The sequence below is a fragment of the Nitratireductor lacus genome, from assembly GCF_056431025.1.
Map to the genome: position 1 here is coordinate 115,223 of NZ_JBWKMB010000005.1, position 26,473 is coordinate 141,695.

A 26,473-nucleotide genomic window follows, 5' to 3' on the forward strand; every position below is an offset into this window, starting at 1 on the left:
CAGATATCGGTAAAAGATCGGGAGACGTCATGTGAAGGCAGGCAATACCTCGTATCGCAGTGGCCGCGATATCGACAGTGTGATTCCCGTGTTTCCGTTGTCGGCGGCCCTGCTCTTGCCAGGTGGGCGATTACCGCTGAACATTTTTGAACCGCGTTATCTCGCGATGACGGATCATGCGCTGTCTGGGACGCGTTTGATCGGCATGGTGCAGCCGCGTCTCGACGGCGCGAAGAGGGCTGACGGAGAGCCTGAGCTCTGCGACGTGGGATGTGTCGGGCGACTGGGCTCTGTTTCCGAAACGGGCGACGGTCGCTATCTCATAACCCTGATCGGCATCTGCCGCTTCAGGGTGCTGGAAGAACTCAAGGTCAGGACCCCGTTCCGCCAGTGCCGTATCCTGCCATTCGAGGCAGACCTGCATGACAGCGCCGATGAGCAGCAGGTGGATCGTGGCGCCCTGTTGAAGGCGTTGCGCGCCTATCTGGATGCCAACAATCTGGAAGCGGACTGGGACAGTGTGCACCAGGCCGAAGATGCAAGTCTCGTCAATGCGCTGTCCATGATGGTGCCGTATGGTCCGGCCGAAAAGCAGGCATTGCTTGAAGCGCCCGATCTCAAAAGGCGCGCGGACACGCTGATCGCCATAACCGAGATCGTCTTGGCGCAGGGCGATGGCGAGACGGGGCACCGGCTCCAGTAGAGAGTGGGCCTGATGTGGAAACTGGAGCGTTTGTGATGCAGGATGATGACGAAGGCAGAAACGAGGCTGCGTTGGACCCCAAGCTTCTGGAACTTCTTGTCTGTCCGTTGACCAAGGGCGCGTTGCGCTGGGACGCGGAGAACAGCGAGCTGATCTCGAAGAGCGGGAAACTTGCGTATCCCGTCCGAGACGGGATTCCCATCATGCTGCCGTCCGAGGCGCGACCTCTCGAATAGAGCGGTTCACCGTTTCATGGAAACGATGAACCGCTCTATCTGATTTCCCCATCAGTGCTTTGAGGTCGTGCCCGGAGTTTTCTACTCGCGGAAGCTCTCGCGCGGTGTTGCCGCCTGCCGGCCGCGCGTGGCGCGCAGCGTGGGCAGGGCGAGCATTAGAAGCACGAATGCGCCGGTGGCGAGTTTCAGGTCGGGCGGGGGCATGCCTGCCGCCAGGCAAAGCGAGACAAGCTGGTAGTAGACCATCGCTCCGGCGAAGGGGGCGAGGAGCTGCCGCCACACGGTCGCCTTGCCGACGATGGCCTCGCCGATCATCAGGGCCGCAAGACCGTTGATGAGGATGCCGAGGCCCATATTCACATCGGCGAAGCCCTGTGACTGCACCATCAGTGCGCCGCTGAATGCCGAGAACGCGCCGGCAAGGCCGATACCGCCAATGGTTGCCGCCCAGACATTGATGCCCTGTGCTTCGGCCATCACCGGGTTGGCGCCAACGGCACGAACCGCCGTGCCCTTCTCCGTCGTGAAGAAGAAGTTGAGTGCCAGGAATATGGCGAGCGTGATGACGCCCACCGCGATGATCTTGGCGAGCGGGAAGCCCGGCTGTACGAACGGCACCCAGTCGAAGATGGTTTCCGTGCCGAACACGGAGAGGTTGGAACGGCCCATGATGCGCAGGTTCACACTGTAAAGCATGGTCATCACGAGAATGCCGGCCAGAAGCGTGTGGATGCGGAAGCGCAGATGGATAAAGGCGGTGCAGCAGCCGGCGACGAAGCCGGTGAGCAGTGCCAGTCCGATGGCCGAGAGCGGCCCGAGGCCGGAGGCGAGCGCCACGCCGCAGACGCAGCCGCCCAGCGGGAAGGCGCCCTCGCTGGTGAGATCGGGAAAGCTCAGCATGCGGAAGGGGATCATAATGCCTGCGACGACGAAGCCGAGGATCAGGCTTTGCGCGAGCGTTACCGGGATGAGTGCGACGAAGCTCGTCAGAGTGGTTTGCAGAAAATCGATCATCGGGGTCAACTCGCGAGCAACATGCTGTCGGTCTTGGTGGCGAAATGGCCGATCAGGTCGGGAACGGTCACATTGGCCTTTTCTTCCCCGCCGATTTCCAGATGCACACGGCCGGCATTGAGCATGATGACGCGGTGGCCGTAATCGACGGCATGCTGCATGTTGTGGGTGACCATGAGCGTGGTCAGCTTGAGCGCTTCCACGGCGCGCACGGTCGCTTCCATCACGATGTCTGCGGTGCGCGGATCGAGTGCTGCCGTGTGTTCATCGAGGAGAAGGAGATCGGGCGATCCGCCAACGGCCATGATGAGCGAGAGGGACTGGCGCTGCCCACCGGACAGAAGATCGACACGGGTGTTGAGACGGTCCTCAAGGCCGAGACCCAGAATGGTCAGGCGCTCGCGGTAGTCGGTCAATCGCTTTGCGTTGAGACCGTGGCGAAGGGTGCGCCTGGAGTTGCGTAATTCGGCAAGCAGCATGTTTTCGGCCACCGTCATGCTGGCGGCGGTGCCAAGCATGGGGTCCTGAAACACGCGTGCAATGCGCTTGGCGCGCTTGTGCACCGGCAAAGCGGTTATGTCGTCGCCATTGATGAGAATCTGGCCCGAATCGAGCGAGAGCGATCCGGAAATGGCGTTGAGCATGCTGCTCTTGCCCGCCCCGTTGGAGCCGATCACGACACCGAATTCGCCAGTTTTGAGGGTGAGGTCGAGCCCGTTGAGGGCGATCTTTTCGTCGGGTTGTCCCCGGTAGAACACTTTGCGTGCGGCACGAATTTCCAGCACCGGCGCCTCCTTGAAGTTGACGCGGCATCCATGGGACGCCGCGTCCTGATTTTTTGCCGTGTCAGTCGACGATGCAGTCGCAGTCGGCGAATTCTTCAGGAATATCGAGGCCGAAGGCAGCCATGGCCTTTTTCGAGATGCGCGGCGCGTGGTCCTCATAGGCCGGATTGACCGGCGGGATCGACTTGGGGTCCGTGCCGTCGAGAATCTGCAGCGCGATCTTGCCGGCATTGAGGCCGACCTGCTGGTAGTTCACGGCAAAGCTTGCCGGAACCACGCCGTCGGACACGGCGCCATCATCGGAGTTGATGATCGGGATGCCGGCCTGCCGCGCGGCAGCGGAAACGGCGGCAATGGCCGGCTGGAGCAGGTTGGAGGCGGGCGTATAGATCACGTCGGCTTTGCCGGCGAGCGACGCGATGCGCTGCTGAATGTCGTTCACATTGTCGACGCCCACGGGCACGACCTCGAAGCCGGCAGTCGGGGCGGCTTCCTGAACTTTCTCAAGCAGCGCCACGTCGTTGGCCTCGCCCGGATTGTAGGGTTGGCCGATGCGCTTTGCATCCGGAACGAGCTTCTTGGCAAACTCCATGACGGCGGCAACGTCCTGCAGGTCGGTGGCGCCGGTCATGCCTTCATCGCCGGCTTCCCAGGAAGGAACAAGCTTGGCGGCCACCGGATCGGTGACGGCGGAAAAGACGATCGGAATGCCGGAACCGGCAAGCGCTTTCTTGGCGATCTGGGAAACAGGCGTTGTGACCGTGTACATGAGGGCTGGACCCTCGGCCTGCAGCTTCGCAATCATCTGCGGGACGAGCGATGCATCGAAATTGGTGTGGCTCTCGGAATAGACGACATCCTTGCCTTCTTCGTAACCGCCGGCGGCAAGGGCGTCCTTGAAGCCCTGGATCGCCGTGTTGAGCTGCGGGTGCTCACCGAAGTTTGCAATGCCGATGCGAATCGGCTCGGCGCTGGCGGCGCCGAGGCCGAGAACCACCGCGCCAGCAGCCACAATGCCGCGCAGCGATAAGCGTGATTTTACAGTCATGTCATTCCTCCCAGTGGCCTCAAGGGCCTGCAAATCGGGAGCAGCCTGGCGGCTGCGTCCTCGTCCTACATAAAATCAGAGATTGCCCGGTTTCCCGCAGCACTCCTTGCCGGACGGCGCTCCGCATGTCACGCGCGGGTCCTCCCCATCCGTTTGAAAGGCCATCATATCGTCGGGGCAATGTCTGTCAAACACTATATATAATCGTTGAATGGACCATAAATTATATATACTTTTGTTCCCGAGGAGGAGCAGAATTTGCATCATATGGTGGTGGATGACGCGGAGCCGCTGACCAAGACGGAGGCGGCGTATCATCAGCTTCGGCGCGATATTCTCGCGACAAGGCTGATGCCGGGCGCGCCCTTGAGGATCGCGGCGCTGCGTGAAACCTATGGATTTGGCTGGACGCCATTGCGTGAAGCGCTCTCGCGGCTTGAGGCCGAGAGGCTCGTCACTGCTGAAAGCAATCGGGGATTTGCGGTTGCGCCCGTCTCGCGGGCAGAGCTGGAAGATCTCTCCAAGGCGCGACTTGCCGTTGAAACCACGCTTCTAGAAGAATCCATCCGCAAAGGTGGAGCCGACTGGGAGGGGGCTGTGGTTACGGCGCACTATCGCCTCTCGCGCTGCCAGATACCGGCGAAGGGGCTTTCCGACGATGCCCTGCACGACTGGGTGGAGAAGCATCAGGCTTTTCATGAGGCGCTGCTTTCCGCCGCCGACGCCACCTGGCTGAAGCATTTTTACGCCCAGATATGGGGTCAGTTGTGCCGGCATCACATCTTCCTGACCGTGACGCCGACGCTTCGTGCCGCCGCAGGCGCGGAGGAAGGGTATGAAGCGGCCATTGAGGCGCTCGATGCGGCCATGTCCCTTGACCAGCACACGCAACTCATGGAGCTTGCTCTGGACCGCAATCTGGAGGGGGCGCTGGCACTGATGAAAGAGCATGTGGGGCTGACCGTTGACGTTTTCACGCTTGCCGATCTGGATGGCATGAGCGCTTGAGCTGCCGGAACGCAGGCATGAGCGCAATCTGCAGGCGTGCCGTATCTGCGGGCGCAGCACTTTGCTTTTCTGGCAGTGCGGCGTGGGCCCATGCATCCGAGCGCGGCTATGTGCTGCTCCTGCCGACCGATTATTATCTCTTCGGTGGCATGCTTGCGGTTGCGCTGAGCTTTCTCGTTCTCGTCTTTCTTCCGGTTCAGGGTGTCGAACGGCTGCTGTCGCGCCGCATTTCGCTTCTTCCCATGCCTCTGGATGGCCGAGCCGTAACCAGCACCCTTTCCTTCCTCGCTCTGGCGGCCATTGTCTATGCGGGGTTTCAGGGTAGTCGTGATCCACTTTCCAACCCATTGCCGCTGGTGATCTGGACCCTGCTCTGGGTGGGTGTGACCGTCGCGCAGGGACTGCTCGGCAATCTCTGGGCATGGATCAACCCATGGTATGGACCGTGGCGGATGCTCGTGCGTGCCGGTTTGCCCGAAGGCGGAATCCGGCCTTTACCTGCGGTGCTGGGGCGCTGGCCGGCCTGCTTCACCCTGTTCGGCTTCGCATGGTTCGAACTGGTGTATCTGGCGCCCGCCGATCCCGAGCGACTGGCGGTGGCGGTCTCGCTCTACTGGGTTTTTACCTTCGCCGGCATGGTCCTGTTCGGCCATGAAAGCTGGCACACACGTGCGGAGTTCCTGTCGCTCTTTTTCGGAATGCTTGCGCGCCTTTCCCTGTTCGCCCTGAGCGGGGAGGGCAGGCGAAAGAGGCTGGCGCTCGGCCTGCCGGGCCACAAGCTTGGAGAGGCGGCGGCGCTGTCGCTTTCCGGTGTCGCCTTTCTGCTTCTGGCCTTGAGTTCGGTTTCCTTCGACGGGCTCAAACACACTTTTTTCTGGCTCGATCTCATCGGAATCAACCCGCTGGAATTCCCCGGTCGCTCGGCCGTGACCGGGGAGAGCTCGCTTGGGCTTGTCGTGATGTTCGGGCTTCTTTTCTCCTGTTTCATGGGCGCGGTCTGGCTTGGCTGCCGGCTGGCCGGAAAGCGGGGCGTGCGGAAGCTGGCGGGGCTTCTTGCGTGGTCGATCATTCCCATCGCGCTTGCCTATCACTTCTCGCACTATCTGGTTGGATTCACCATCAACAGCCAGTATGCGCTCGCGGCGCTCTCGGACCCGTTGATGCGTGGCTGGAACCTGTTTGGCACGGCAGGCATGCATGTTCAGGCGGGCGCAACGCTCGGAGCGCAATCGGCCTGGATTATCTGGAATGCGCAGGCCGTGGCGATCATCGGCGGGCATGTGCTGGCGGTGATTCTGGCGCATCTGATCGCCTATCGGCATTTTGGGTCGGCACGGCTCGCAACTGTCAGTCAGATCCCGCTTGCGATCCTGATGGTCGGCTACACGGTTTTTGGCCTCTGGCTGCTTTCCGCCCCCACCGCTGGCTAAAAACGCCGGATTGCTGGAATAAATTTTCTTGATGCGCGCTTTGGCGCGCCCGTGATTTCGGTTTGAAGGGGTTCGTGGTAACTCTTTGTTTCTTCGTGCCTTTATCCCCCATTTCCAATTTCGCTGCAGCGCAAAATGGCTTAAAACATCGCTGTGTTTCCCTTGGGGCATGTCCTGTTGCCAAGGGAATGGATTGGTGATTTAGTTTGTACACAAGTGATTTTTCCGACGCTGGAAAATGCTTCCAACCGTTGGAAATGCTCGGTCAAACGATCACAACAATGGGGAACCGGCATGAGTGAAAATCGCAAGTCTCTGATTAATTTTAACGGCGGTCTGACGCGCAGGTCCGCGCTCAAGGGGTTGGGAGCCGCGGCGGGTCTGGTGGCCGCACCCGGCTTCGTGCGCTATGGCCAGGCGCAGTCTTCCGAGCCCATCAAGATCGGTTTCCAGTGCCACCGCACGGGCATCGGCGCGGCCTATGGCCGTTGGTATGAGCGCGTGACGACGGCTGCCGCCAAGCGCATCAACGATGCCGGCGGCATCAATGGACGTCCGCTTGAAATCATCATTGAGGACGATGGCACCGACCCGAAGCGCGGTGCGGAAGTGGTCGAGAAATTCGCCAATCAGCACAAGGTCGACCTGGTCTATGGCACGCTGTTTTCCCATGTGGTCGTCGGCTCCGCACCGGCTGCGGGCGAACTGAAAATTCCCTACTACGTGGTGAGCGAGGGCTATCACGTGGCCTCGGGCAAGATGAACCGCTACTGCGTGCAGCCGGGCATCACCGATGTGAAGGCGCAGGCGCGCTCCATGGCGCCGTGGATTGCAGGCAATCTCGGCAAGAAAGTCACGCTGGTCTATCCCGACTACGCGTTCGGCCATGATCACCGCGATTTCTTCACCCCGGCCATCGAGGCGCAGGGCGGGCAGGTGGTGGCCAAGGTGCCGATCCCGCCGACCGAAACGTCGTTCACACGCTATTTCCCGCAGATCCCGCGCGACACGGATGTGATCTACCATGTGATGGTGGGGCCGGCCGTGCTGACCTTCGTCAAGGAGATGGGCGAGTTCTTCGGCTCTGGCGGGCCGCAGCTCTTCGGCTTCATCGATTCGCTCGAAGCCGTCGATATCTCAAGCCCGGGTCTGGAATTCCTCGAGGGCAGCCATTTCTGGGAAGGCATGCCGCGCTACGCACAGCCCGACCAGCCGGACTATGTGACGGCTTATCGTGAGGCCGTGGGCATCGACGAGAACGGCGCCAGCGTGAATGACGCCAAGGACGTTTCCACCGCAGCCCACATGTTCGGCTGCTGGGAGACCCTCAACATCATCAAGGCATCGATGGAAGCCTGCGATTACAAGGGGCCGGACGACCGCGCCGCGATGATCGAGGCCACCGAAGCGATGACCGAGATGGAGGCCGGGCCGGACCATCCGCAGGGCAAGAAGCTGTTCAACGGCAAGATCCACCAGGTCATTGGCGAACAGAGCATCAGCCAGGTGAAGGGCGGCAAGCTGGAAGTGGTGCACCGCACCTCCATCGAGGATGGGGCCTACGAGCCTGAGGCCGACTATACGGCAATGTCGTTCTGACATGTTGCAAGGGGCGGCGCTCGCCCCTCACCCTTCTCCCCGCATGCGGGGAGAAGGGGCGCCAGCGTTCTAGCCCTTGATCCGCAGGGGATGGAACGTCGGCAGCTCTCCTTCGGCTTCTCTCATGAAAGTGCGCTTGTGAATGGCCTTCGGTCCGTATTTTCTCCTCGCTACGCTTGAAGGGCTGGTGACGGCGGCTGTCCTGTCGCTGATTGCGCTCGGCCTTTCGCTCGTCTTCGGTGTCATGCGCGTAGTGAATGTCGCCCATGGCGAATTCTACATGCTGGGCGCGGTGCTTGCCTGGTGGGTTGCCTCGCTGTTCGGCGGGCACCCGGCAATCGGTTTCATGGTGGCGCTGGTGCTGAGCCCGCTCGTCGTCGCGACCATCGCCTTTGTTGCCGAGCGGCTGGTTTTGAGCCGGCTGAAGTATGAGCCGGAGGCAACCATCGTCGCCACGATTGGCCTGCTCTACATCATCCAGCAATTGGCACTGACATTCTACGGGCCCGAGGCGCGGCCGGTGGAGGCGCCGTTTCACTATCGCATGCAACTGCCATGGTTCGGCTATTCTGCCTACAAGCTGGCCGTGATCGGGTTTTCAATCATCATGATGCTGGCGACGTGGTTTGTGCTGACGCGTACGAAGATCGGCCTCGTCATGCGGGCTACCCAGTTCGACCGGGAGACAGCACAGGCCTTCGGCATTCCGGTCGGGCGCGTCTATGCCGGCGTGTTCGCGCTGGGGGCAGGACTGGCCGCTGTTGCCGCCGTTCTGATCGTGCCGATCCAGCAGGCGCATTATTTGATGGGTCACGATCCGCTGCTTCTGTCCTTCATCGTCGTGATCATCGGCGGGCTTGGATCGCTGCGCGGCACGGTTCTGGCGGCGGTGTTGATCGGTCTATCGGATGGCATCATCTCGATGTTCTTCTCGCCGACGCTCGCCAAGATGCTGGCGACGCTGGCCGTTGCCATGATCCTTGTGTTCCGCCCGCAGGGCCTGTTCGGAGCGGCGGCACGATGACCAGACTGACCCCTTCGACAAAATCCATTGCCTTGCACATCGGCGTGGTTGTGCTTCTACTGGCACTCAGCTTCCTCTTGCCGGAATATCATCGTGGCGTGTTCGCGCGTGTGCTGGTGCTCGCCGTCTTCGCTATGGGCTACAACCTTGCCTTCGGCTATACGGGCCTGCTCAGCCTTGGTCACGCGATGTTCTTCGCTGCCGGGCTCTATGGAGCCGGGCTGACCATCTATCATCTGGAATGGAGCGTGTGGCCGGCCTTTGGCGCCGGGCTCGCCGCCGGCGTGGTGGTGGCGCTTGTGGTCGGCTTTCTGGCGCTGCGCACCACGGGTGTCGCGTTCATGATCGTGACGCTGATGTTCGCGCAGGTCTTCTACCTGATGACCCTCTATTTCACGACCTATACGCGCGGCGAGGAGGGGCTTGTTCTGCCGCAGGAAACGCGGGTGCTGGGCTTTCCCGGCGGGATGCTTGATCTCTCGGATCCGTCGACGCGCTATCTCGTGGCACTTTCATTGTTCGCGATCGTTCTGGCTGCGATCCTGTTTCTGGTGCGCGCGCCCTATGGCCGGTCGCTGATCGCCATCCGCGAAAACGAAGAGCGCATGCGGATGCTGGGCTATGACGTTTTCGTCAACAAGCTGATGGCGGTTGTTCTTTCAGGCCTGTTCTGCGCCGCATCGGGTGCGGCCTATGCGGTGCTCTTCGGCTATGTCGGGTCAGGCTTTGCGGCAATCCAGTATTCCATCCTGCCGCTGCTGTGGGTGCTGGTCGGTGGGGCGGCGACGACGCTCGGGCCTCTGATCGGCACGCTGTTCATGTTCTATGTCATCGACACAGCGTCGAGCTACACGACGGCACATCTCATGGTGGTCGGTCTGGTCCTGATCGGCGTCATCCTGTTTTTCCCCAAAGGCATCATCGGTACGGTGCGTGAAAGGTGGTTGCCATGGCTGCCGTGAAGCCGCTTTTGGAAACACATGGGCTTGGCCGCTCTTTCGGTGGCCTGCGTGCGGTCGATGGCGTGGATTTCTCGCTGCCGGAAGGCGAGACGCACGCGATCATCGGGCCCAACGGGGCCGGCAAGACGACCTTTGTGAGCCTGATTTGTGGGCGTGTCGCGCCCACCGAGGGACGCGTCGTTTTCGACGGGCAGGACATTTCGCTGATGCCCGCCCACAGGCGGGTCCGTGCCGGCATTGCCTACACGTTTCAGATCACCAGCGTGTTTGCCAATCTGACGGCCTTCGACAATGTGGCGCTGGCGGTGCAGCGGCAATTGATCGACGATCATGAGAGGGGGCTTTCCTCTCGCGCCTTGACCGAGCATGGCATGGACGCGCTGCAGAAGGTCGGGCTTGGGGACTATGCCGACAAGGTGGCCGGCAATCTCTCCTATGGCCACCAGCGACTTCTCGAAGTGGCGATGGGGCTGGCGCTCCGGCCGCGTCTTCTCATCCTCGATGAGCCCACGCAGGGCCTCTCCGACAGCGAGATCGAGAATTTCATCGCGCTGGTGCGCCAGATCGGCGAGGAGGCGACGGTGCTTCTGATCGAGCACAATATGGATGTGGTCATGGCGCTCGCCGAACGCATCACGGTGATGGAGCAGGGGCGCATTCTCGCGCAGGGCGTACCTGCCGAAATCCGCGCCAACCAGGCCGTCCAGCAGGCCTATCTCGGAGGTTGAGATGACGGCTGCCCTGACAATGGAACATGTCGACAGCGCCTATGGCCATGTGCAGGTGCTGCGCGGCTTCGATCTGGAATTGCGGCAGGGCGAGGTGTTGTGCCTGCTTGGCCGCAATGGCGCGGGCAAGACGACCGCGCTGAAAACGATCATGGGACTGGTGCCGGCAACCGCCGGGCGCATCCTGCTTGGCGATGTGGAATTGAACAATCTTGCGCCGCACGAGGTGCCGAAGGCCGGTGTCGCCTATGTGCCGCAGGGGCGGCGGCTCTTTTCCGAGTTGACGGTGGGCGAGAACATCGAGATCGGCCTGATGACGCGCGGCAAGGGCGCTGCCACGCGCGACAGTGTGCTCGATCTCTTCCCTGTTTTGCGCGAGCGGCTGAAGCAGCGCTCCGGCACGCTTTCCGGCGGCGAGCAGCAGATGCTGGCCATGGCGCGGGCGCTGTGTCTTGAGCCGCAGGTGCTGTTGCTGGATGAGCCGACGGAAGGGCTGATGCCCTCCATGATCGCGCGCATCCGCGAGACGGTGGCCGGGCTGCGCGAGCGCGGGGTCTCCACCATTCTCGTGGAGCAGCGGGTGGATGCGGTGCTGCCGGTGGCGGACCGGGTCGCGTTCATCGAGAACGGTCGTAACCGCGAGACGGTGGATATTGAGCGGCTGCGGGAGGATCCCGAGATGGTGCACCGCTATGTGGGGGTGGGGTGACACGGGAACCGAAACGGAAGCGCCAAGCACCCTCGCCCTTCGACAAGCTCAGGATGAGGGTTACTTCAGCGCAGCTGCAGTTTCGGTGCAGCCGCGGTGGTGCTGATGACCGGGGGCTACGCTTCAACAGCCCTCATCCTGAGCTTGTCGAAGGGCGAGGGCGCCTGGCGCCTGCCCCGCGTCCATCAACTCAAACCAGCGTCACACCGGCCTCTTTCATCTTCGCGGTCATCGCAGCCAATGAGCCGCCGAGGTCGATGGCGCGGCAGCCTTCCATCATGACGGTGGCCTCAAAACCCTGCCGGCGTGCATCGATGGCAGAATAGGCAACGCAGAAATCCGTGGCGAGGCCAGCAAGCGTCACTTTGGTGATGCCGCGTTCGCGCAGATAGCCTGAGAGGCCGGTCGGCGTCTTGTGATCGTTCTCGAAAAAGGCCGAATAGCTGTCGATCGCGCTGCGAAAGCCCTTGCGGATGACAAGCTCCGCCTTGTCCCATGCCAGCCCTTCGTGGAACGCTGCGCCCTTCGTGCCTTGCACGCAGTGATCGGGCCAAAGCGTCTGCGTGCTATAGGGCATTTCGATCGTCTCGAACGGGGCCTTGCCCTGATGCGAGGAGGCGAAGCTGGAATGGCCGGCAGGGTGCCAGTCCTGGGTCAGCACCACATGATCAAAGCGCCCGATCAGCCCGTTGATGACCGGAACCACCGCGTCGCCGTCTTCAACGGCAAGCGCTCCTCCGGGGCAGAAATCATTCTGCACATCGATGACGATCAGTGCCTCGTCGGCCATGCCCTGTCTCCCTCACGCACGAAATCGCCGCGAAGGTGGACCGAATGTTCCCCTTTGACAAGCGTGCTGAGGAGCGTATCATTCGTATACAAACAAATTCGAGCCCCGCCGACAGAGCATGAAAAGGGGCCTGGGAACGACATCGCAATTGGGAAGGCAGGCTGCGCATGGACTATGCCAGACCGACCGAACTGGAGGAAGCGCTCGGGCTCTTATGCACGAAGCGCTGGACCATACTTGCCGGTGGCACGGACTTTTATCCCGCCCTCGGCGCGGGCCCGCTGAAGAGCGATGTGCTCGACATAAACGGATTATCTGCGTTGAGCGGTATTGAAGAGACCGAGACGCATTTCGTTATCGGGGCGCGGACGAGTTGGAGTGCGGTGATCGGTGCGACGCTGCCGCCTGCCTTCGACATGCTCAAACAGGCGGCCCGGGAGGTTGGCTCGGTGCAGATCCAGAACACGGGGACGGTTGCCGGAAACCTGTGCAACGCCTCGCCGGCGGCTGACGGCGTTCCGCCGCTTCTGGCTCTGGATGCGGAGGTGGAACTGCGATCTGCAAGGGGTGCGCGCTATCTGCCGCTCCCAGACTTCATCCTTGGCAATCGCAAGACCGCGCGGGCGGATGATGAACTTCTCACCGCTATCCGGGTGCCCAAGGCAGCAACGCGCGGTGCCTCCGGCTTCGTCAAGCTGGGCGCGCGGCGCTATCTGGTGATTTCCATTGCCATGGCCGCTGCTCGGGTTGTGCCTGACGGGGGGCGTGTCGCGAAAGCCGCCATCAGTGTCGGTTCATGCTCCGCCGTGGCGCAGCGCCTTTCGGGGTTGGAAACGCGGCTTGAAGGTGTCGAACGATCTGCGATGCGCCGGACGGTGATGGAATACGCGTTTTCGGAGCTTTCCCCCATCGATGATGTGCGAGGCACCGCCGCCTATCGGCGCGAGGCGGCGCGGGAGATCGTGATCCGCGCGCTGGAGCAGGCTTGGCAGGGTGCAGGGCGCAGCGAGGTGGCGGCATGAGCGGGAAAAGCCTGTCCGTATCACTGGAAGTCAATGGCAAGTCGATCGTGACCGAGGTCTCTCCGTTACAGCGGCTTTCGTCCGTATTGCGCGATGAGTTGGGGCTGACCGGCACCAAAGTCGGCTGTGACGCCGGCGATTGCGGGGCCTGTTCGGTGATGGTGGATGGCGCGGTGGTCTGTGCCTGCCTCGTGCCGGCCGCCGGCCTTTCGGGCAGAAAAGTGCGCACGGTGGAGGGGCTTTCAAATGGCAGCCTCTCGGCACTTCAGGAATCCTTTCTGCGCCACGGGGCGGCCCAGTGCGGGATTTGCACACCGGGCGTTCTGGTGAGCGCGGCGGCACTTCTGGAGCAGAACCCGACACCGTCTGAGACCGAGGTGCAGGATGCGCTGGGCGGGGTTCTGTGTCGCTGCACCGGCTATCGCAAGATCATCGAGGCGGTGATGAATACCAACCGCTCCGTGGGTGTCGATGCCAGCATGGTGGAGCAGGGTCATGCGGTTGGCGCCTCGCCGATCAGGCTCGATGGCGAGCGCAAGGTGAATGGAACGGAGATTTTCGGCGCGGATGAGCGACCTGCCGATGCGCTGTCGGTCGCGGTTGTGCGCTCTCCGCACTGGCACGCCGATTTCGAGATCGGCGACACGGAGGCGTTCATTGCGGCGCATCCGGGCGTCGTCGCGGTGTTCACGGCAGCCGATATTCCAGGCGAAAACCGGTTCGGCGTCATCCCGCCTTTCGCCGATCAACCGGCGCTGGCCGAGGGCTGCGCGCGGTTTCGCGGCGAGGCGGTGGCGCTGATTGCGGGCGAGCGCGTTGCAATCGAGGCACTCGATATGGATGCCTTCCCGATCCGCTGGCAGGAACTGCCCCATGCGCTGACGCCGGATGAGGCGCGGCAGAACGGCTTTGCAGATCTGCATGAGGGGCGGGCGGGCAATGAGCTGACGCGAGGGTTCGTGGAATGCGGCAACCCGGAAAGCGCGCTTTCCGAAGCCTTTGTCACAGTCTCTGGCAAGGTCGAGACGTCCTATGTGGAGCATGCCTATATCGAGCCGGAAGCGGGCTATGCGATGATGAATGGCGACATGCTGGTCATCAAGGCCTGCACGCAGGCGCCCTATATGGATCGCGACGACACGGCGAAGGTGCTCGGCCTGCCGCCGGAGAAGGTGCGCATCGTGCCGTTGGCGACGGGCGGCGGCTTTGGTTCCAAGCTTGACGTCTCCTTGCAGCCGCTGGTGGGGCTGGTGGCGCTCAAGACCGGGAGATCGGCAGCGATTGTCTATACGCGCGGCGATTCCATGCGCTCTACCACCAAACGGCATCCGGCAACAATGCGCGCTTCCATAGCCGCCGATGAGGCGGGGCGCGTGACCGGCATGGTGTTTGAGGGGGATTTCAACACCGGGGCCTATGCAAGCTGGGGGCCGACGGTGGCGAACCGCGTTCCGGTTCACGCTTCGGGGCCCTATCGCACGCCGAATTATCGCGCCACGGGGCGGGCTATCCACACCAATGGTCCGATTTCAGGCGCGTTTCGAGGGTTCGGTGTGCCGCAGGCGACGATCATGCAGGAAACGCTCTATGACCGGCTGGCGGAAAAGTTGGGACGCGACCGGCTGGAATTCCGCATCGAGAATGCGCTTTCCGATGGGGACAGGACCACTTGTGGGCAAGTACTTTCCGGCGTCGGCATCCGTGAGTGTCTCGAGGCGCTAAAGCCGCATTGGGCGCGGGCGCAGGCCGAGGCGGATGAGGCCAATGCACGAGAGGGCAGGGTGCGGCGCGGCATTGGTGTCGCGTCGTGCTGGTATGGCTGCGGCAACACCGCGCTGCCGAACCCTTCGACGATCCGTGTGGGGATCACGGCTTCCGATACGGTCATGCTGCATCAGGGCGCGGTGGATATCGGGCAGGGCTCCAACACGGTGGTGACGCAGATCTGCGCCGATGCGAGCGGCCTGCCGCTCTCGGCGTTCCAGCTTGTGGGCGGTGATACGGGTGTCACGCCGGATGCCGGGAAGACATCGGCCTCACGCCAGACCTATGTGACGGGCAAGGCTGCAGAGAAAGCGGGGCGTGCCCTGCGTGAGAAGATCCTGCGCTTTGCCAATGTGTCGGAGGGGGCGACTATCGCGCTCGAGGATGGCGCGCTGGTGATCAGCGAGGGGACGGAGCGCCGGCGCGTGGCGCTTTCCGATTTCACGGCCGACGCGCATGGCTATGTGTTTTCGGCGGAAGAGACCTACGATCCGCCCACGACGGCGCTGGACGAGAAGGGGCAGGGTGTTCCCTATGCGGTCTATGGTTATGGCGCGCAGCTAGTCGAGCTCGAGGTCGATACCGCGCTCGGCACAGTGCGGCTTCTGAAAATCACGGCGGCGCATGATGTGGGCCGTGCCATCAACCCGCTTCTCGTGGAAGGCCAGATCGAGGGTGGCATTGCCCAGGGCATTGGCCTTGCGCTGATGGAGGAATATGTGCCGGGGCGCACGGAAAACCTGCACGATTATCTGATCCCGACCATTGGCGATGTGCCGCCGATTGAAACCATTCTGGTGGAAGTACCGGATCCGGAAGGACCTTTTGGCGCCAAGGGGCTGGGCGAGCATGTGCTGATCCCCACCGCGCCGGCGATCCTCAATGCGATCCGCCATGCGGTGGGAGTAGAAGTTGCGAAAGTGCCGGCTACGCCGAGCCGCATTCTGGCGGCGATCCGGGCACGGGAGAACGGGTGATGAACGAGCTCACCGAGCGTTTTGAGGTCACGCCGCCGAAGAAGCCTTCGGACGAAAAGCTGCGCTGCGATGCCTGCCCGGTGATGTGCTATATCGCCGAGGGGCGCACGGGTGCGTGCGACCGCTATGGCAATTTCGGCGGGCGCATTACCCGATGTGATCCGGTGACGATCCTTGAACATGCCGCCGACGAGGGGGATGCGGTTGTTCCCTTTGAAGGGGAAGTGCCGTGGGATGGCGAATTGGTCAACACGAAGCGCCGCTTCGTGAGCGCGGTGGGCGCCGGCACCACCTATCCGGATTACAAGCCCGCCCCCTTCATCGTTTCGCAGGAGGTGGAGGGTGTCGATCTCGTCACGGTGGTGACGGAGGGCATCTTCTCCTATTGCGGCGTGAAGGTGAAGATCGATACGGACCGGCATCTGGGGCCCGAAGCCGCCACGGTGCGGGCGAATGGCGAAGCGGTCGGCCATGTCACCACCGCCGAATATGGCAGCCAGATGCTCTCGCTCGGCGGCGTGCATCACCTGACCGGCGGATCGAAGGCGGAGGGCCGTGTCACCTGCCAGGCGATGCTCGACCTGTGCAACAAGAAGCCGGTGGAGCTGACCATTGACGGGGGCGCGAGCGTCGTGGTGCAGGCCGGTGAGCCGCCGGTGATCGACGGAACGCGCGAAGAGCGCATGCGGGTGGGCTGCGGCTCGGCCACCATCGGCATGTTCGCCACCCAGTGGAAGGGGCTGGTGGATGAGGTCGTTGTGGTCGACGACCACATTACAGGTGTCGTCTCCGAACATCAGGCGGGCAAGGTGATTGGCTGGGAGGATACCGGCATCAAGATCATCGGCCGCCGTTCTACGCCGGGGCGTTATTTCAAGGTGTCTGACCCGGGGCTTGGCTGGGGCGGGACAACCATTGACGATCCACTCGATATTCTTGGTCCCTTCAACGAGAAGAAGGGCGCGCGGCCAGGCCTCTCCCTGCTGATGGTTTCCACCACGGGCGAGCAGTTCGCCTATTACGAGCTTGATGAGGCGCTTCAGCCGGTCAAGAAGCCATTCCCGGAGCGCTTGCGCAAATCGGTCGACCTGATCGAGCAGAATTGCGAGCCGGCGCTGTGCACCGTGCTTTTCATGGGAGGGGCGGGTGGCAGCCTGCGCGCCGGCGTGACGGAGAACCCGGTCAATCTGACGCGCTCCGTTCAGGGGCTCAAAACCTATGTCACGGTTGGTGGAGCGCCTGTCTATGTGTGGCCGGGTGGCGGCATCACCATCATGGTGGATGTGATGCGCACACCGGAGAACGCCTTTGGCTATGTGCCGACACCGGCGCTGGTGGCGCCCATAGAATTCACGCTCAGGCGGGAGGATTATGTGCGGCTCGGCGGCTATGCGGATGAAATCCGCAGCGTCGAGGACGTGCTGGAAAAGGGTGGCGAATATTTCAACCCGCGTGAGGCGCGGGGGGCTGTGGTTTCCAATCCCTGGCCACCGCTTCAGCAATTGCGCCGGGAACCGAAGCGATGAACGGTGCGACCGCCAGCTGGCTTGCCGATGGCCGGCGCCTGCATCTGAACCATGGGCCCATCGATCTGATCGTCGAGGCTTTTGGCGAGGAGCGGGAGCGGCTTTTGGCCTATCGGCAGGCCGTGGCGCGGTTTGAGACGATCCTTGAAGAGCTGGTGGCGGAACTGCCCGCACTGCGTAGCCCTGCCGGTGCGAGGGCCCGGCGCTTTTCCGGCTCCACCGCGCAGCGGATGGAGAAGGCCGTACATGCGCATGTGCCCGCTTTCGTCACGCCGATGGCGGCGGTGGCGGGCAGTGTGGCCGATGAAGTTCTTGCGGCACTTGTGAAAGACCGCGCGATAACGCGTGCCTATGTGAACAATGGCGGCGACATTGCCATCCATCTGGCGGATGGCGAGAGCCTGGACATTGCCATCGCCGGCACGGGCCATGGCCTGGCGGACAGGATTTCGTTGAGCACGGCCGATCCGGTTCGCGGCATTGCGACCAGTGGCTGGCGCGGCCGCAGTCATTCGCTCGGCATCGCCGATGCGGTGACGGTTCTTGCCAGCTCGGCTGCGGCAGCCGATGTGGCGGCGACGCTGATCGCCAATGACATAGATCTGCCGGGGCATCCGGCCGTGAAGCGTGTCCCGGCAAACGAGATTGATCCGGACAGCGATCTGCGCGGCCGTCTGGTGACGCAGGCGGTGGGCCCGCTTTCGGATGCTGATGTCGCGCACGCTCTTGAAAACGGGCTTTCCACCGCTTGGGCGATGCGGGAGCGCGGCCTCATTGAGGCGGTTGCCCTGTTCCTGCGTGGTGAAATACGCGAATGCGGCACCATTTCTCTGGAGAAGCTGGCATATACGGCCGTGCCGGCTGTTCCATCTTGTTCACATGCACAAAAAGGTCTTACCCATGCCTGAGTTCGCCCTGCGCAAGATCGCGCTTGTTACCGAAGAGATATTTCACGAAGGCGGGCCGGCTCCGTCCGCGCCGCGCCGACGAGCGGCAGCACTTGCGCTGGTCAAAAACCCCTTCGCCGGTGGATACGCGAAAGAGCTTGAAAGCGCGATGGAGGATTTGAAGCCGCTCGGTATCGACATGGCCGACCGGCTCATTGCCGCGCTCGGGGGGAATGTTTCCGCGATCGACGGTTTCGGCAAGGGCGCCATTGTCGGCACGGATGGGGAGCTTGAGCATGGCGCACTCTGGCATGTGCCGGGTGGCTATGCGATGCGCGAGCGGCTTGGTGATTCGAAAGCGATCGTGCCTTCTTCGAAAAAGGTCGGCGCGTTCGGTGCACGCATCGATATTCCGCTTGGGCACATCAATGCAGCCTATGTGCGCAGCCATTTCGATGCGATGGAAGTGGGGATGCCGGATGGTCCGCGCCCGGACGAGATCCTGTTTGTGCTTGCCATGGCCTGCGGACCGCGCATCCATGCGCGCATGGGTGGCTTGAAAGCCGAAGACGTGAAAGGGGAGGACGGTCTCAGATGACTGCGAAGCAGGGCAGACTCAGGGTTCTGGCCGGCGGCAAATCCGCCGATGCTTACGATCTGAGCGAGCAGGTTGGCTTCATCCTGCGCAAGGCCAACCAGCGCCATCTGGCGATCTTCGCGTCCCGTATCAGCGATCTTACGCCACCGCAGTTTGCAGCGCTTGCCAAGCTCTATGAGGTGGGCGCCACATCGCAGAACCAGCTTGGCCAACTGGTGGCGATGGATGCGGCGACGATCAAAGGGGTGATCGACAGGCTGAAGGCACGCGATCTTGTGATGCTTGAGCCCCATGGGCGCGACCGGCGGCGGCTTGTCGTGAGCCTGAGCGACGAGGGCAGGAGCCTGATTGAAACGCTGCTTCCGGAGGCGCTGGAGGTGAGCGAGGAAACGCTCGCTCCCCTCACGCCACGTGAGACGGCAACCTTCCTGCGCCTTCTGACAAAGCTGGCCGAGGGCTAAGCGCTATCGCTGGTTAAGGGCGGGCCCTGGCCGCAGCACGGCCAGAAGCGCGCCATAGGGCGCCAGCATGGCAAGGCCGATCAGGATCTTCACCACAAAATCGCCGAGCGCCAGCGAAAGCCAGAGCGGTGCTTCGATGCCTGTGCCGAACAGCGATACGGGGAAGGCAAGCGAACCGTCTTCGAGACCGAAGGCCGTGTCGAGAAAGGCGAAGCGGGCAGCAAAGGCCAGCGAGAAGAATAGCACCGTGTCGAGCACGGAGCCGATCAGCGTCGAGATCAGCGGTGCGCGCCACCAGGCGCTGCCGCGAAGCCGGTCGAACACGGCCACGTCAAGCAGTTGCGCAAAGAGAAACGCGGCGCCGGAGGCGATGGCAATGCGCGGGCTTGCGAGCCAGATCGAGAGCACCACGGCAAGCAGGAAGCCGGAGAGCACCACGCGTCGTGCGGCTGTGGGGCCGAAGCGGCGATTCGTCAGATCGTTGACGAGAAACGCTACCGGATAGGTGAACGCACCCCAGGTAAGCAGGTCGCCAAGGCCGAGATGCTGAAACGGATATTGAACGAGAAAATTGGAGGCGGTGACGATGAACGCCATGGCGGCCATGAATGGCCAGATCGCATAAAGACGATTCATTTTTTTATCCTGGGTGATGGAACCAGAAAGCCCGCCATCAGCGCATTGTCAGTCAGGCAGAAGCCCATTCACGAACTGCGCGGCCATGGCGGGCCGATGAATTTTATTTGCCGGGCCGCAGCCGTGCCGCGGCAGAGGCCTCAGGCCGCGGCCTGCTCAGCGATCTTCTTCTCGACCTGCTTCTTGAGCAGACGAGCGCGCTGGGAAAGCTCGTTGGCCTTCGCCTTGACGAGAAACGCGTCAAGACCGCCGCGGTGCTCCACCGTGCGCAGGGCATTGGCGGAAACGCGCAGGCGCACGTTCTGGCCGAGAGCCTCGGACTGAAGCGTCACATGGCACAGGTTGGGCAGAAAGCGACGACGCGTCTTGTTGTTCGCGTGGCTCACATTGTTGCCGGTCATTACGGCTTTGCCGGTCAGTTCGCAGGCGCGGGACATTTTTCAAACCTTCATCGTCTTGGCCCGTCCATACCCAACTGCGCACCTGAAACTGGCGGCGCACTGTCGGTTGTTGGCGGCCTTATGGAAAAAGTTGCCGTTCCATAGAGATATTTGGCGTGTGGGTCAAGCACCCTGCGACGCGGTTCGGACAATCTCCATGGCCCTTTTCCAAAGATTTGCCTTATTATTCTTCTTTAGGCAAGGGTAGGGACGCGCCGGCTTGCCGGCATGCTGGAGGGCACGGCACGTGATGCGGTGTGCAGTTACTCGATTTTCCCTCGCAATTGCCCTGCTGGCTTTGGCGGGAAGTGCCCGCGCGGAGAGCGAGACCCATCGCTTTCGCTACAGTGCGTCGCTGTTTGGCATTCCCATTGGAAAGGCGGACTTCACGAGCCGGCTCGAAGAGAACCGTTTCGAGGTGTCGGGCCGTTTTGCCAGCGCGGGTGTGGCCCGTCTCTTTGACAGGACAGATGGGACGGTGAGTTCCAAAGGCAGGCTTTCCGGGCGGTCCGTCGTGCCGTCTTCCTACGAGCTGGCCTATGTCAGCGGCAAGAAGCGGGAGACTACGTCAATCCGCTACAGCAGGGGGCAGGTTGCCGAAACGGTCATAACACCGAAGCCGAAGAAACGCGGCAAGGACTGGATCGTCGTGTCGAAAGAAGACCTTGCGGGTGCTCTCGATCCCCTGTCCGCGCTTCTTTCGCCGGCGCGAAACGCGGCGGATGTCTGCAAGCGCCGGTTCAGGGTTTTCGACGGTGAGATGCGGGCTGACATCGTGTTTTCGCCGGCTGCGAAGGGCGAACACATTGGCAGGGACCTTGTGACCTGCAAGGCGCGTTTCATTCCGGTGTCGGGTTATCGAAAGGGACGTTCCACAATCGCTTTCCTGCGAGACAGGGCTCGTATATTGGTTGCTTTCAAACCGCTTGGCACGCGTGGCCATCACACGCCCGTCCAGGCGCGGATCGGAACCAAGATTGGCACGGTCCATATTGAGGGCCGGCCGGTCGATTGAGGCGTTTCGCACGGGGAGGGGATATTGGCACGTGCCACGCTGATCGGGTTTACGGCTGTCATCATGTGGGCGCTTCTGGCGCTTTTCACCGCCGGTTCAGGGGCGGTCCCGCCCTTTCTTCTTTCCGCCCTTTCCTTTTCGGTGGCGACCCTGATCGGCCTTGGCATGCGGGTTGCAGCGCCGCCAGCCGGGCCAGCGGAGCCTGTGCCGCCCGTGGTCTGGCTCATCGGTATCGCCGGGCTCTTCGGGTACCACTTCTTCTACTTCACGGCGCTGCGCAACGCGCCGGCGGTGGAAGCAAGCCTGATTGCCTATCTCTGGCCTCTGCTGATCGTGCTGGGCTCCGCGCTGATGCCGGGAGAAAGGCTCGGCTGGCACCACATTGCGGGCGCGCTCCTGGGGCTCGCCGGAACGGCGCTGATCATCACCAAGGGTGGCGGGTTCAGTTTTGAAAGCCGCTATGCACTGGGTTACGCGGCGGCGGGAGCCTGTGCCCTGTTCTGGTCCGGCTATTCGCTTCTGTCGCGGCGGTTTCAGGCCGTGCCAACCAGCATTGTCACATGGTTCTGTGCGGCAACGGCGATCCTTTCAGCGCTTTGCCATGTTGGGCTGGAAGAGACCGTCTGGCCGGTCTCCACAGGTGAGTGGCTGAACGTGCTTGGCCTCGGTCTCATGCCGGTTGGGGCGGCGTTCTATGCCTGGGATTATGGGGTCAAGCGCGGCAACATCCAGGTTCTTGGCGCGGCAAGCTATGCCGCGCCGCTCCTCTCAACGCTGATCCTGATTGCCGCCGGTGCTGCCGAGCCGACAGCAAACATCATCGCCGCCTGCCTCCTGATCACCTTCGGTGCGGCACTTGCGGCGAAGAACATGATCCTGAAGCCGCGCAAGCAAGAGGCAGATGCGGCGTTGTAGGATCAGGAAATATCCTTGCGCTTTCTGATTTCGGCGAAGACGGCCTCGTCGCTCGCCTTTTCCATGCCGAGATTGCGGCGGATTACCGGGTCGTGCCAGCGCAGGAACGGGTTGGTGGCCATCTCCCTGCCGACGGTGGTCGGCAGTGTGGGCCTGCCTTCGCTGCGAAGACGGGAGATTTCCTTTGCACGCTCCCTGAGCGCCGAGTTGGTCGGGTCAACGGTCAGGGCGAAGCGGGCATTGGTTTCCGTATATTCATGGCCGCAATAGACGATCGTTTCCAGTGGGAGTGCGGCGAGCTTCTTCAGTGAAGCGAGCATGACGGGCGGTTTGCACTCGAAAAGGCGGCCACAGCCGAGCGCAAACAGCGTGTCGGCAGTGAACACGATGCCAGCTTCGGCGAAGTGATAACTCACATGCCCGGCCGTATGCCCCGGCGTCTCGATCACCGCCGCGCCCTGTTTTCCGACCGAAACCGTGTCGCCTTCGCTCACCGTGCGGTCTATGCCGGGAATGCGATCGGCTTCCGCCGCCGGACCAGTGATGGTGAGGCCAAAGCGCTCCTTGAGGGCGAGGTTCGCCTCCACATGGTCCGGATGATGATGGGTGGTGAGGATCATTGTCGGGCGCCAGCCAGTGCGCTCGACGGCGGACAGGATGGCGCGTTCTTCCGGCGCGTCGATCAGGGCTGTCTCGCCCGTTTCCGTGTCATGGACCAGAATGCCGAAATTGTCGCTCCGGCACATAAACTGCTCGATCTTCAAGGCCATGAATCTCTCCGTTGTCGGCTGGACGATAGGGCGAGGGCGGCGGCTTGTCACGCCGGGTGCGACAATTCTTGCCGGTGTCGTGGAAGGGGGGTACCGTCGCAGCCATGATTTCGGACATTGTTGCGCTTCGCGCTTTCTATTCTTCCCTGCTTGGTCGCCTGGCCGAGCGCTCCCTTGCGATGGCGCTGTCGTCCATCTGGTCGAAGAGCACCAGCGAACGGCTGGTAGGCCTTGGCTACACATTGCCCTGGCTCGACCGTTTCGGCGCAGATGCGGAGCGCGCATTTGCCTTCATGCCGGCCATGCAGGGGGCGGTGCCGTGGCCGGCGGGGCAAGCCTCAACCACAGCACTGGTGTTCGAGGAGGAACTGCCACTCCCCGACTCCTCCGTTGACCGGGTTCTCATGGTTCATGCGCTGGAGCACACGGAAAATCCGCAGCAGGCTCTGCTGGAGATATGGCGTGTTCTTGCGCCCGGTGGCCGCCTCGTGATCGCAGTGCCGAACCGGCGCGGCATGTGGGCGCGTTTCGAAAACACCCCCTTTGGTACCGGCCGGCCCTATTCCCGCACGCAGCTTGCCGAGGCGCTGCGCGAAGCGAACTTTACAGCGACGGCCTGGGGCGATGCCCTGCATTTTCCACCCTCCGAACGCCGTTTTGTCTTACGCCTTCATCAGTTGCTGGAACAGGCCGGACGGCGCTTCTGGCCGATTTTCGCCGGCGTTCTGGTGGTGGAGGCTGAAAAGCGTCTTTACCAGGGGCTGCCGGTGACAGCCCGCGCATCGCGTCGTGTCTTCGTGCCGGTGCTTTCACCGCAGGGCGCAACACGCGTCGGCGCCCTCAGGCGCAATCAGGAAAGGGAGTGCTGATCAATGGCGATGGATACCCGGATTACCGAACTTTTTGGCATTGAGCTTCCGATCCTGCTTGCGCCGATGGCGGGGTCTGCCGGATCGGAACTGGCGATTGCAGTCTGTGAGGCGGGCGGGCTCGGCGCGCTGCCCTGCGCCCTGCTGACGCCGGAAAAGATCCGGACGGAAATGGGCATTATACGTCAGCGCACCGACAGGCCGGTCAATCTGAATTTCTTCTGCCATGTGCCACCCAAGCCCGATGCGGAGCGGGAAGCGGCGTGGCGTGAGCGCCTGCGGCCCTATTATTCCGAGTTTGGAATCGATCCGGATGCCGCACCTCCCGGGGCTGGGCGCAATCCTTTCAACGAAGAAAGCTGTGCCATCGTGGAAGAATTCCGGCCGGAGGTGGTGAGCTTCCATTTTGGCCTGCCGGACGGTGCGCTGATGCAGCGCGTTCATGCGACAGGCGCGAAGATCATAGCTTCCGCAACGACCGTCGCCGAGGCGCGCTTTCTCGAAGAGAATGGCTGCGACGCGATCATCGCCCAGGGGGCGGAAGCCGGCGGGCATCGAGGCGTATTTCTCGAGCCGGACATTGCCACACAGCCCGGCACACTGGCGCTGGTGCCGCAGGTGGTAGATGCCGTTTCCGTACCGGTCATTGCTGCGGGCGGAATCTCGGACGGCCGCGCGGTTGCCGCATGTTTCATGCTTGGGGCATCCGCCGTTCAGGTGGGGACGGCCTATCTGCAATCGCCGGAAGCGCTCACCAGCCCTGGCCACCGGGACGCGCTTGCGCTTGCACGGGACGATCGCACGGTTCTCACCAACGTGTTCACAGGACGTCCGGCTCGGGGGCTCCTCAACCGTTTCGTCAGCGAGGTGGGGCCGATGAGCGACAGGGCTCCAGCATTTCCGCTGGCCACAGCGGCGGTGGGGCCATTGCGTGCCGCTGCCGAGAAGGCGGGGGTGAGTGATTTTTCGCCGCTCTGGGCGGGGCAGGCAGCACCTCTTGCCGTCTCGATGCCGGCGGGTGAACTGACCGTCAAACTGGCCCGTGATGCCGAAACGCTTCTTCGAGGATAGCGTTTACCTCAGAAGTAGTTGGTTTCATTCGGAAGGCGCTGCAATGTGCTCTCAAACAGTGTTTGAGAGAAGGACTTCGCACATGCCAGCCTACGCCATCGGTCATCTTCGCAATGTCGTCGTGGGCCCGGCCATCGTCGAGTATCTGGAGCGTATCGATGAAACGCTCGAGCCGTTCGGCGGGCATTTCATCATCCACGGTGCGCTGCCGGACGTGAAGGAAGGAAACTGGGAGGGCGACCTGATCGTGATCGCCTTTCCAGATCGCGGGAAGGCCGATGCCTGGTATGCCTCGCCGGCCTATCAGACCATCAAGACCCTGCGCAGCGATAACTCAGATGGTGAGATCCTGTTGATCGACGGTGTCGACGCCGACCACAGGGCAAGCGATATTCTGTCTGCAGCATGAGGGCGACGAAGCTCGTCTGCCCGGAAGCGCCTCAGAACTTCATCTTGAAGCCGCCGGAGATCGTGACGGCGCGGAACTCGAGGCCGCCACCATCCTGAAGTGCCCCAACCGGTGCGCCGGAAGAGATTTTGTAGATGCGCATATCGCCGACTTTATCGAAGTGTTGCTCGAAACTTCCGGCGACAAACAGATTGGCGTTTTTGGTGAGATTGTAATCTACCCGGCCGGAGAGAGAAACGAACGGCAGGGTGCCAAAGTCGCCTTCGAAGCGCAGATCGCGTGTCCAGTGATGATCTTCATCTTCGACTTTGAAGTTGAGACCACCACGTGCCTGGAGGGAGAAGGTCCAGCCTTTGTGCCTTGCGGTGGCTTCCGCCCCCAGGAAGACGCCTGGAAACTTCTGCTGATAGGATATGCCACGCTCACTGTCGCGGAAGTTTCCTATATCGTCACGGAAACCATCTTCGCTATAGACAAATGAACCGCCAAAAGCAGTCCATTTGACATCCGTGTATTTGAAGCCTCCATGCAGATTGAGGGTCAGCGAATCCCTGATCTCAAAATCCCGCCCGAGTGCGATATCGCCAGTGAAATAATGGTTTAACTCGGTGTCGGGGTGAACTGAACGATCGCTCCAGTCGTTGAAGGCGTAGCTGGGCGCTGCATCGAGCCAGTCATAGTCCTCCATTCGGCTTTTTCCGGATAAGCCCACTGTTGCGCTTGCTGCAAGCGTCCACGGGCCGGCAAAACGCGCATGCAAACTACCGGTCAGCACAGGCGTTTCGCTCTCCCAGAAAAGCGCGCTGATGCGATTTCCAGCAGGGTCGTACACGATCTCCTCAGCACGGAGAAATGTGTAGCCCACGCCTCCGATGAAGGTGACTTCACGGTCGTGCGATACCAACTCCAACCTGTCCGGAATTGAGAGGTCTGCTGCGAGCGCCAATGTTGGTAGAATTGAAAATATCGCTGAAATGAAAAACTTGCGCATTGGTTGCAATTCACTTTCAAAATTAAGAGCCGCTAAAAAAACGTAAATGAAATCACTTCTATATAATTTTTAGTGCATTCTTGTTT

28 protein-coding genes are annotated in these 26,473 nt (G+C 61.9%); 20 read left to right on the forward strand and 8 right to left on the reverse strand.

All coding sequences use genetic code 11. The features are described 5' to 3' along the window. The first annotated feature begins 31 nt into the window (after positions 1–31). Entirely contained in the window at positions 32–703 is a 672-nt protein-coding gene (locus tag AC07E3_RS05975) for an LON peptidase substrate-binding domain-containing protein (RefSeq protein ID WP_478360597.1), read from the forward strand. A 35-nt stretch (positions 704–738) separates the two neighbouring features. Next, complete coding sequence (locus AC07E3_RS05980) at positions 739–939, forward strand: Trm112 family protein (RefSeq protein WP_478360598.1); 201 nt, start codon at positions 739–741, stop codon at positions 937–939. Between the two features lie 81 nt (positions 940–1,020). Here AC07E3_RS05980 and AC07E3_RS05985 read toward each other — a convergent pair whose 3' ends face one another. From AC07E3_RS05985 to AC07E3_RS05995, 3 genes are all read right to left on the reverse strand, one after another. Continuing rightward, entirely contained in the window at positions 1,021–1,950 is a 930-nt protein-coding gene (locus AC07E3_RS05985; protein WP_478360710.1) for an ABC transporter permease, read from the reverse strand. Positions 1,951–1,958: 8 nt separating this feature from the next. Further along, complete coding sequence (locus AC07E3_RS05990; RefSeq protein WP_336070349.1) at positions 1,959–2,738, reverse strand: ABC transporter ATP-binding protein; 780 nt, start codon at positions 2,736–2,738, stop codon at positions 1,959–1,961. A 61-nt stretch (positions 2,739–2,799) separates the two neighbouring features. Then, entirely contained in the window at positions 2,800–3,786 is a 987-nt protein-coding gene (locus AC07E3_RS05995) for an ABC transporter substrate-binding protein (protein WP_223005343.1), read from the reverse strand. Positions 3,787–4,053: 267 nt separating this feature from the next. On the opposite strand from AC07E3_RS05995, the gene AC07E3_RS06000 reads away from it, so the two are divergent. From AC07E3_RS06000 to AC07E3_RS06030, 7 genes are all read left to right on the forward strand, one after another. Next, positions 4,054–4,794: a GntR family transcriptional regulator gene (locus AC07E3_RS06000; protein ID WP_336070483.1), complete on the forward strand. Its 741-nt coding sequence runs from the start codon at positions 4,054–4,056 to the stop codon at positions 4,792–4,794. Between the two features lie 17 nt (positions 4,795–4,811). Further along, entirely contained in the window at positions 4,812–6,224 is a 1,413-nt protein-coding gene (locus tag AC07E3_RS06005; RefSeq protein ID WP_478360600.1) for a hypothetical protein, read from the forward strand. 294 nt (positions 6,225–6,518) lie between these two features. After that, the gene (locus AC07E3_RS06010; RefSeq protein WP_478360602.1) at positions 6,519–7,823 is read left to right on the forward strand and encodes an ABC transporter substrate-binding protein; all 1,305 of its coding nucleotides are present in this window, start codon (positions 6,519–6,521) and stop codon (positions 7,821–7,823) included. A 142-nt stretch (positions 7,824–7,965) separates the two neighbouring features. Then, the gene (locus tag AC07E3_RS06015; RefSeq protein ID WP_478360604.1) at positions 7,966–8,847 is read left to right on the forward strand and encodes a branched-chain amino acid ABC transporter permease; all 882 of its coding nucleotides are present in this window, start codon (positions 7,966–7,968) and stop codon (positions 8,845–8,847) included. Then, the gene (locus tag AC07E3_RS06020) at positions 8,844–9,809 is read left to right on the forward strand and encodes a branched-chain amino acid ABC transporter permease (protein WP_478360606.1); all 966 of its coding nucleotides are present in this window, start codon (positions 8,844–8,846) and stop codon (positions 9,807–9,809) included. Before AC07E3_RS06015 ends, AC07E3_RS06020 begins: the two co-directional genes overlap by 4 nt. Then, positions 9,797–10,537 (forward strand): ABC transporter ATP-binding protein, encoded by a 741-nt coding sequence (locus AC07E3_RS06025; RefSeq protein ID WP_478360608.1) that lies wholly within the window; start codon positions 9,797–9,799, stop codon positions 10,535–10,537. Before AC07E3_RS06020 ends, AC07E3_RS06025 begins: the two co-directional genes overlap by 13 nt. Position 10,538: 1 nt before the next feature. Further along, a complete protein-coding gene (locus tag AC07E3_RS06030) occupies positions 10,539–11,246 on the forward strand; it encodes an ABC transporter ATP-binding protein (protein ID WP_478360610.1) in 708 nt (235 codons plus the stop codon). A gap of 190 nt (positions 11,247–11,436) precedes the next feature. Here the strand turns inward: AC07E3_RS06030 and pncA are convergent, their stop codons facing one another. Then, the gene (pncA, locus tag AC07E3_RS06035) at positions 11,437–12,036 is read right to left on the reverse strand and encodes a bifunctional nicotinamidase/pyrazinamidase (RefSeq protein WP_478360612.1); all 600 of its coding nucleotides are present in this window, start codon (positions 12,034–12,036) and stop codon (positions 11,437–11,439) included. Between the two features lie 167 nt (positions 12,037–12,203). On the opposite strand from pncA, the gene AC07E3_RS06040 reads away from it, so the two are divergent. From AC07E3_RS06040 to AC07E3_RS06065, 6 genes are read left to right on the forward strand one after another with little or no spacing between them, the layout of a single operon-like run. Further along, complete coding sequence (locus AC07E3_RS06040; protein ID WP_478360614.1) at positions 12,204–13,058, forward strand: FAD binding domain-containing protein; 855 nt, start codon at positions 12,204–12,206, stop codon at positions 13,056–13,058. After that, positions 13,055–15,799 (forward strand): molybdopterin-dependent oxidoreductase, encoded by a 2,745-nt coding sequence (locus AC07E3_RS06045; RefSeq protein ID WP_478360616.1) that lies wholly within the window; start codon positions 13,055–13,057, stop codon positions 15,797–15,799. Before AC07E3_RS06040 ends, AC07E3_RS06045 begins: the two co-directional genes overlap by 4 nt. Further along, the gene (locus AC07E3_RS06050) at positions 15,799–17,325 is read left to right on the forward strand and encodes a 6-hydroxynicotinate reductase (RefSeq protein WP_478360619.1); all 1,527 of its coding nucleotides are present in this window, start codon (positions 15,799–15,801) and stop codon (positions 17,323–17,325) included. The genes AC07E3_RS06045 and AC07E3_RS06050 overlap by 1 nt, the downstream gene beginning before the upstream one ends. Continuing rightward, complete coding sequence (locus AC07E3_RS06055) at positions 17,322–18,233, forward strand: UPF0280 family protein (protein ID WP_478360621.1); 912 nt, start codon at positions 17,322–17,324, stop codon at positions 18,231–18,233. The genes AC07E3_RS06050 and AC07E3_RS06055 overlap by 4 nt, the downstream gene beginning before the upstream one ends. Then, positions 18,226–18,810 carry an amino acid synthesis family protein gene (locus AC07E3_RS06060; RefSeq protein WP_478360623.1) on the forward strand — a complete coding sequence of 195 codons (585 nt, stop codon included), beginning with the start codon at positions 18,226–18,228 and terminating at the stop codon, positions 18,808–18,810. Before AC07E3_RS06055 ends, AC07E3_RS06060 begins: the two co-directional genes overlap by 8 nt. Next, complete coding sequence (locus AC07E3_RS06065) at positions 18,807–19,271, forward strand: MarR family winged helix-turn-helix transcriptional regulator (RefSeq protein WP_478360625.1); 465 nt, start codon at positions 18,807–18,809, stop codon at positions 19,269–19,271. The genes AC07E3_RS06060 and AC07E3_RS06065 overlap by 4 nt, the downstream gene beginning before the upstream one ends. A 3-nt stretch (positions 19,272–19,274) precedes the next feature. Here AC07E3_RS06065 and AC07E3_RS06070 read toward each other — a convergent pair whose 3' ends face one another. Both AC07E3_RS06070 and rpmB read right to left on the reverse strand, forming a co-directional pair. After that, positions 19,275–19,907, reverse strand: coding sequence for a queuosine precursor transporter (locus tag AC07E3_RS06070; RefSeq protein WP_336070370.1), 633 nt, complete (start codon positions 19,905–19,907; stop codon positions 19,275–19,277). A 140-nt stretch (positions 19,908–20,047) separates the two neighbouring features. Then, entirely contained in the window at positions 20,048–20,344 is a 297-nt protein-coding gene (gene rpmB / locus AC07E3_RS06075; protein WP_007010112.1) for a 50S ribosomal protein L28, read from the reverse strand. 253 nt (positions 20,345–20,597) lie between these two features. Here rpmB and AC07E3_RS06080 point away from each other — a divergent pair, with 253 nt between their 5' ends. After that, entirely contained in the window at positions 20,598–21,362 is a 765-nt protein-coding gene (locus tag AC07E3_RS06080) for a DUF3108 domain-containing protein (protein WP_459438530.1), read from the forward strand. Between the two features lie 24 nt (positions 21,363–21,386). Further along, on the forward strand, positions 21,387–22,277 hold the full coding sequence (yddG, locus tag AC07E3_RS06085) for an aromatic amino acid exporter YddG (RefSeq protein WP_478360627.1): 891 nt from the start codon (positions 21,387–21,389) through the stop codon (positions 22,275–22,277). 2 nt (positions 22,278–22,279) lie between these two features. Here the strand turns inward: yddG and gloB are convergent, their stop codons facing one another. Then, complete coding sequence (gloB, locus tag AC07E3_RS06090; protein WP_478360629.1) at positions 22,280–23,047, reverse strand: hydroxyacylglutathione hydrolase; 768 nt, start codon at positions 23,045–23,047, stop codon at positions 22,280–22,282. A gap of 104 nt (positions 23,048–23,151) precedes the next feature. Here gloB and AC07E3_RS06095 point away from each other — a divergent pair, with 104 nt between their 5' ends. From AC07E3_RS06095 to AC07E3_RS06105, 3 genes are all read left to right on the forward strand, one after another. Next, positions 23,152–23,916, forward strand: coding sequence for a class I SAM-dependent methyltransferase (locus AC07E3_RS06095; protein ID WP_007010108.1), 765 nt, complete (start codon positions 23,152–23,154; stop codon positions 23,914–23,916). Between the two features lie 3 nt (positions 23,917–23,919). Beyond that, positions 23,920–24,987 (forward strand): NAD(P)H-dependent flavin oxidoreductase, encoded by a 1,068-nt coding sequence (locus AC07E3_RS06100; protein ID WP_478360631.1) that lies wholly within the window; start codon positions 23,920–23,922, stop codon positions 24,985–24,987. Positions 24,988–25,069: 82 nt separating this feature from the next. Further along, complete coding sequence (locus AC07E3_RS06105) at positions 25,070–25,396, forward strand: DUF1330 domain-containing protein (RefSeq protein ID WP_478360633.1); 327 nt, start codon at positions 25,070–25,072, stop codon at positions 25,394–25,396. Positions 25,397–25,427: 31 nt separating this feature from the next. Here the strand turns inward: AC07E3_RS06105 and AC07E3_RS06110 are convergent, their stop codons facing one another. Next, positions 25,428–26,387 carry an omptin family outer membrane protease gene (locus tag AC07E3_RS06110; RefSeq protein WP_336070384.1) on the reverse strand — a complete coding sequence of 320 codons (960 nt, stop codon included), beginning with the start codon at positions 26,385–26,387 and terminating at the stop codon, positions 25,428–25,430. Positions 26,388–26,473: the final 86 nt, after the last annotated feature.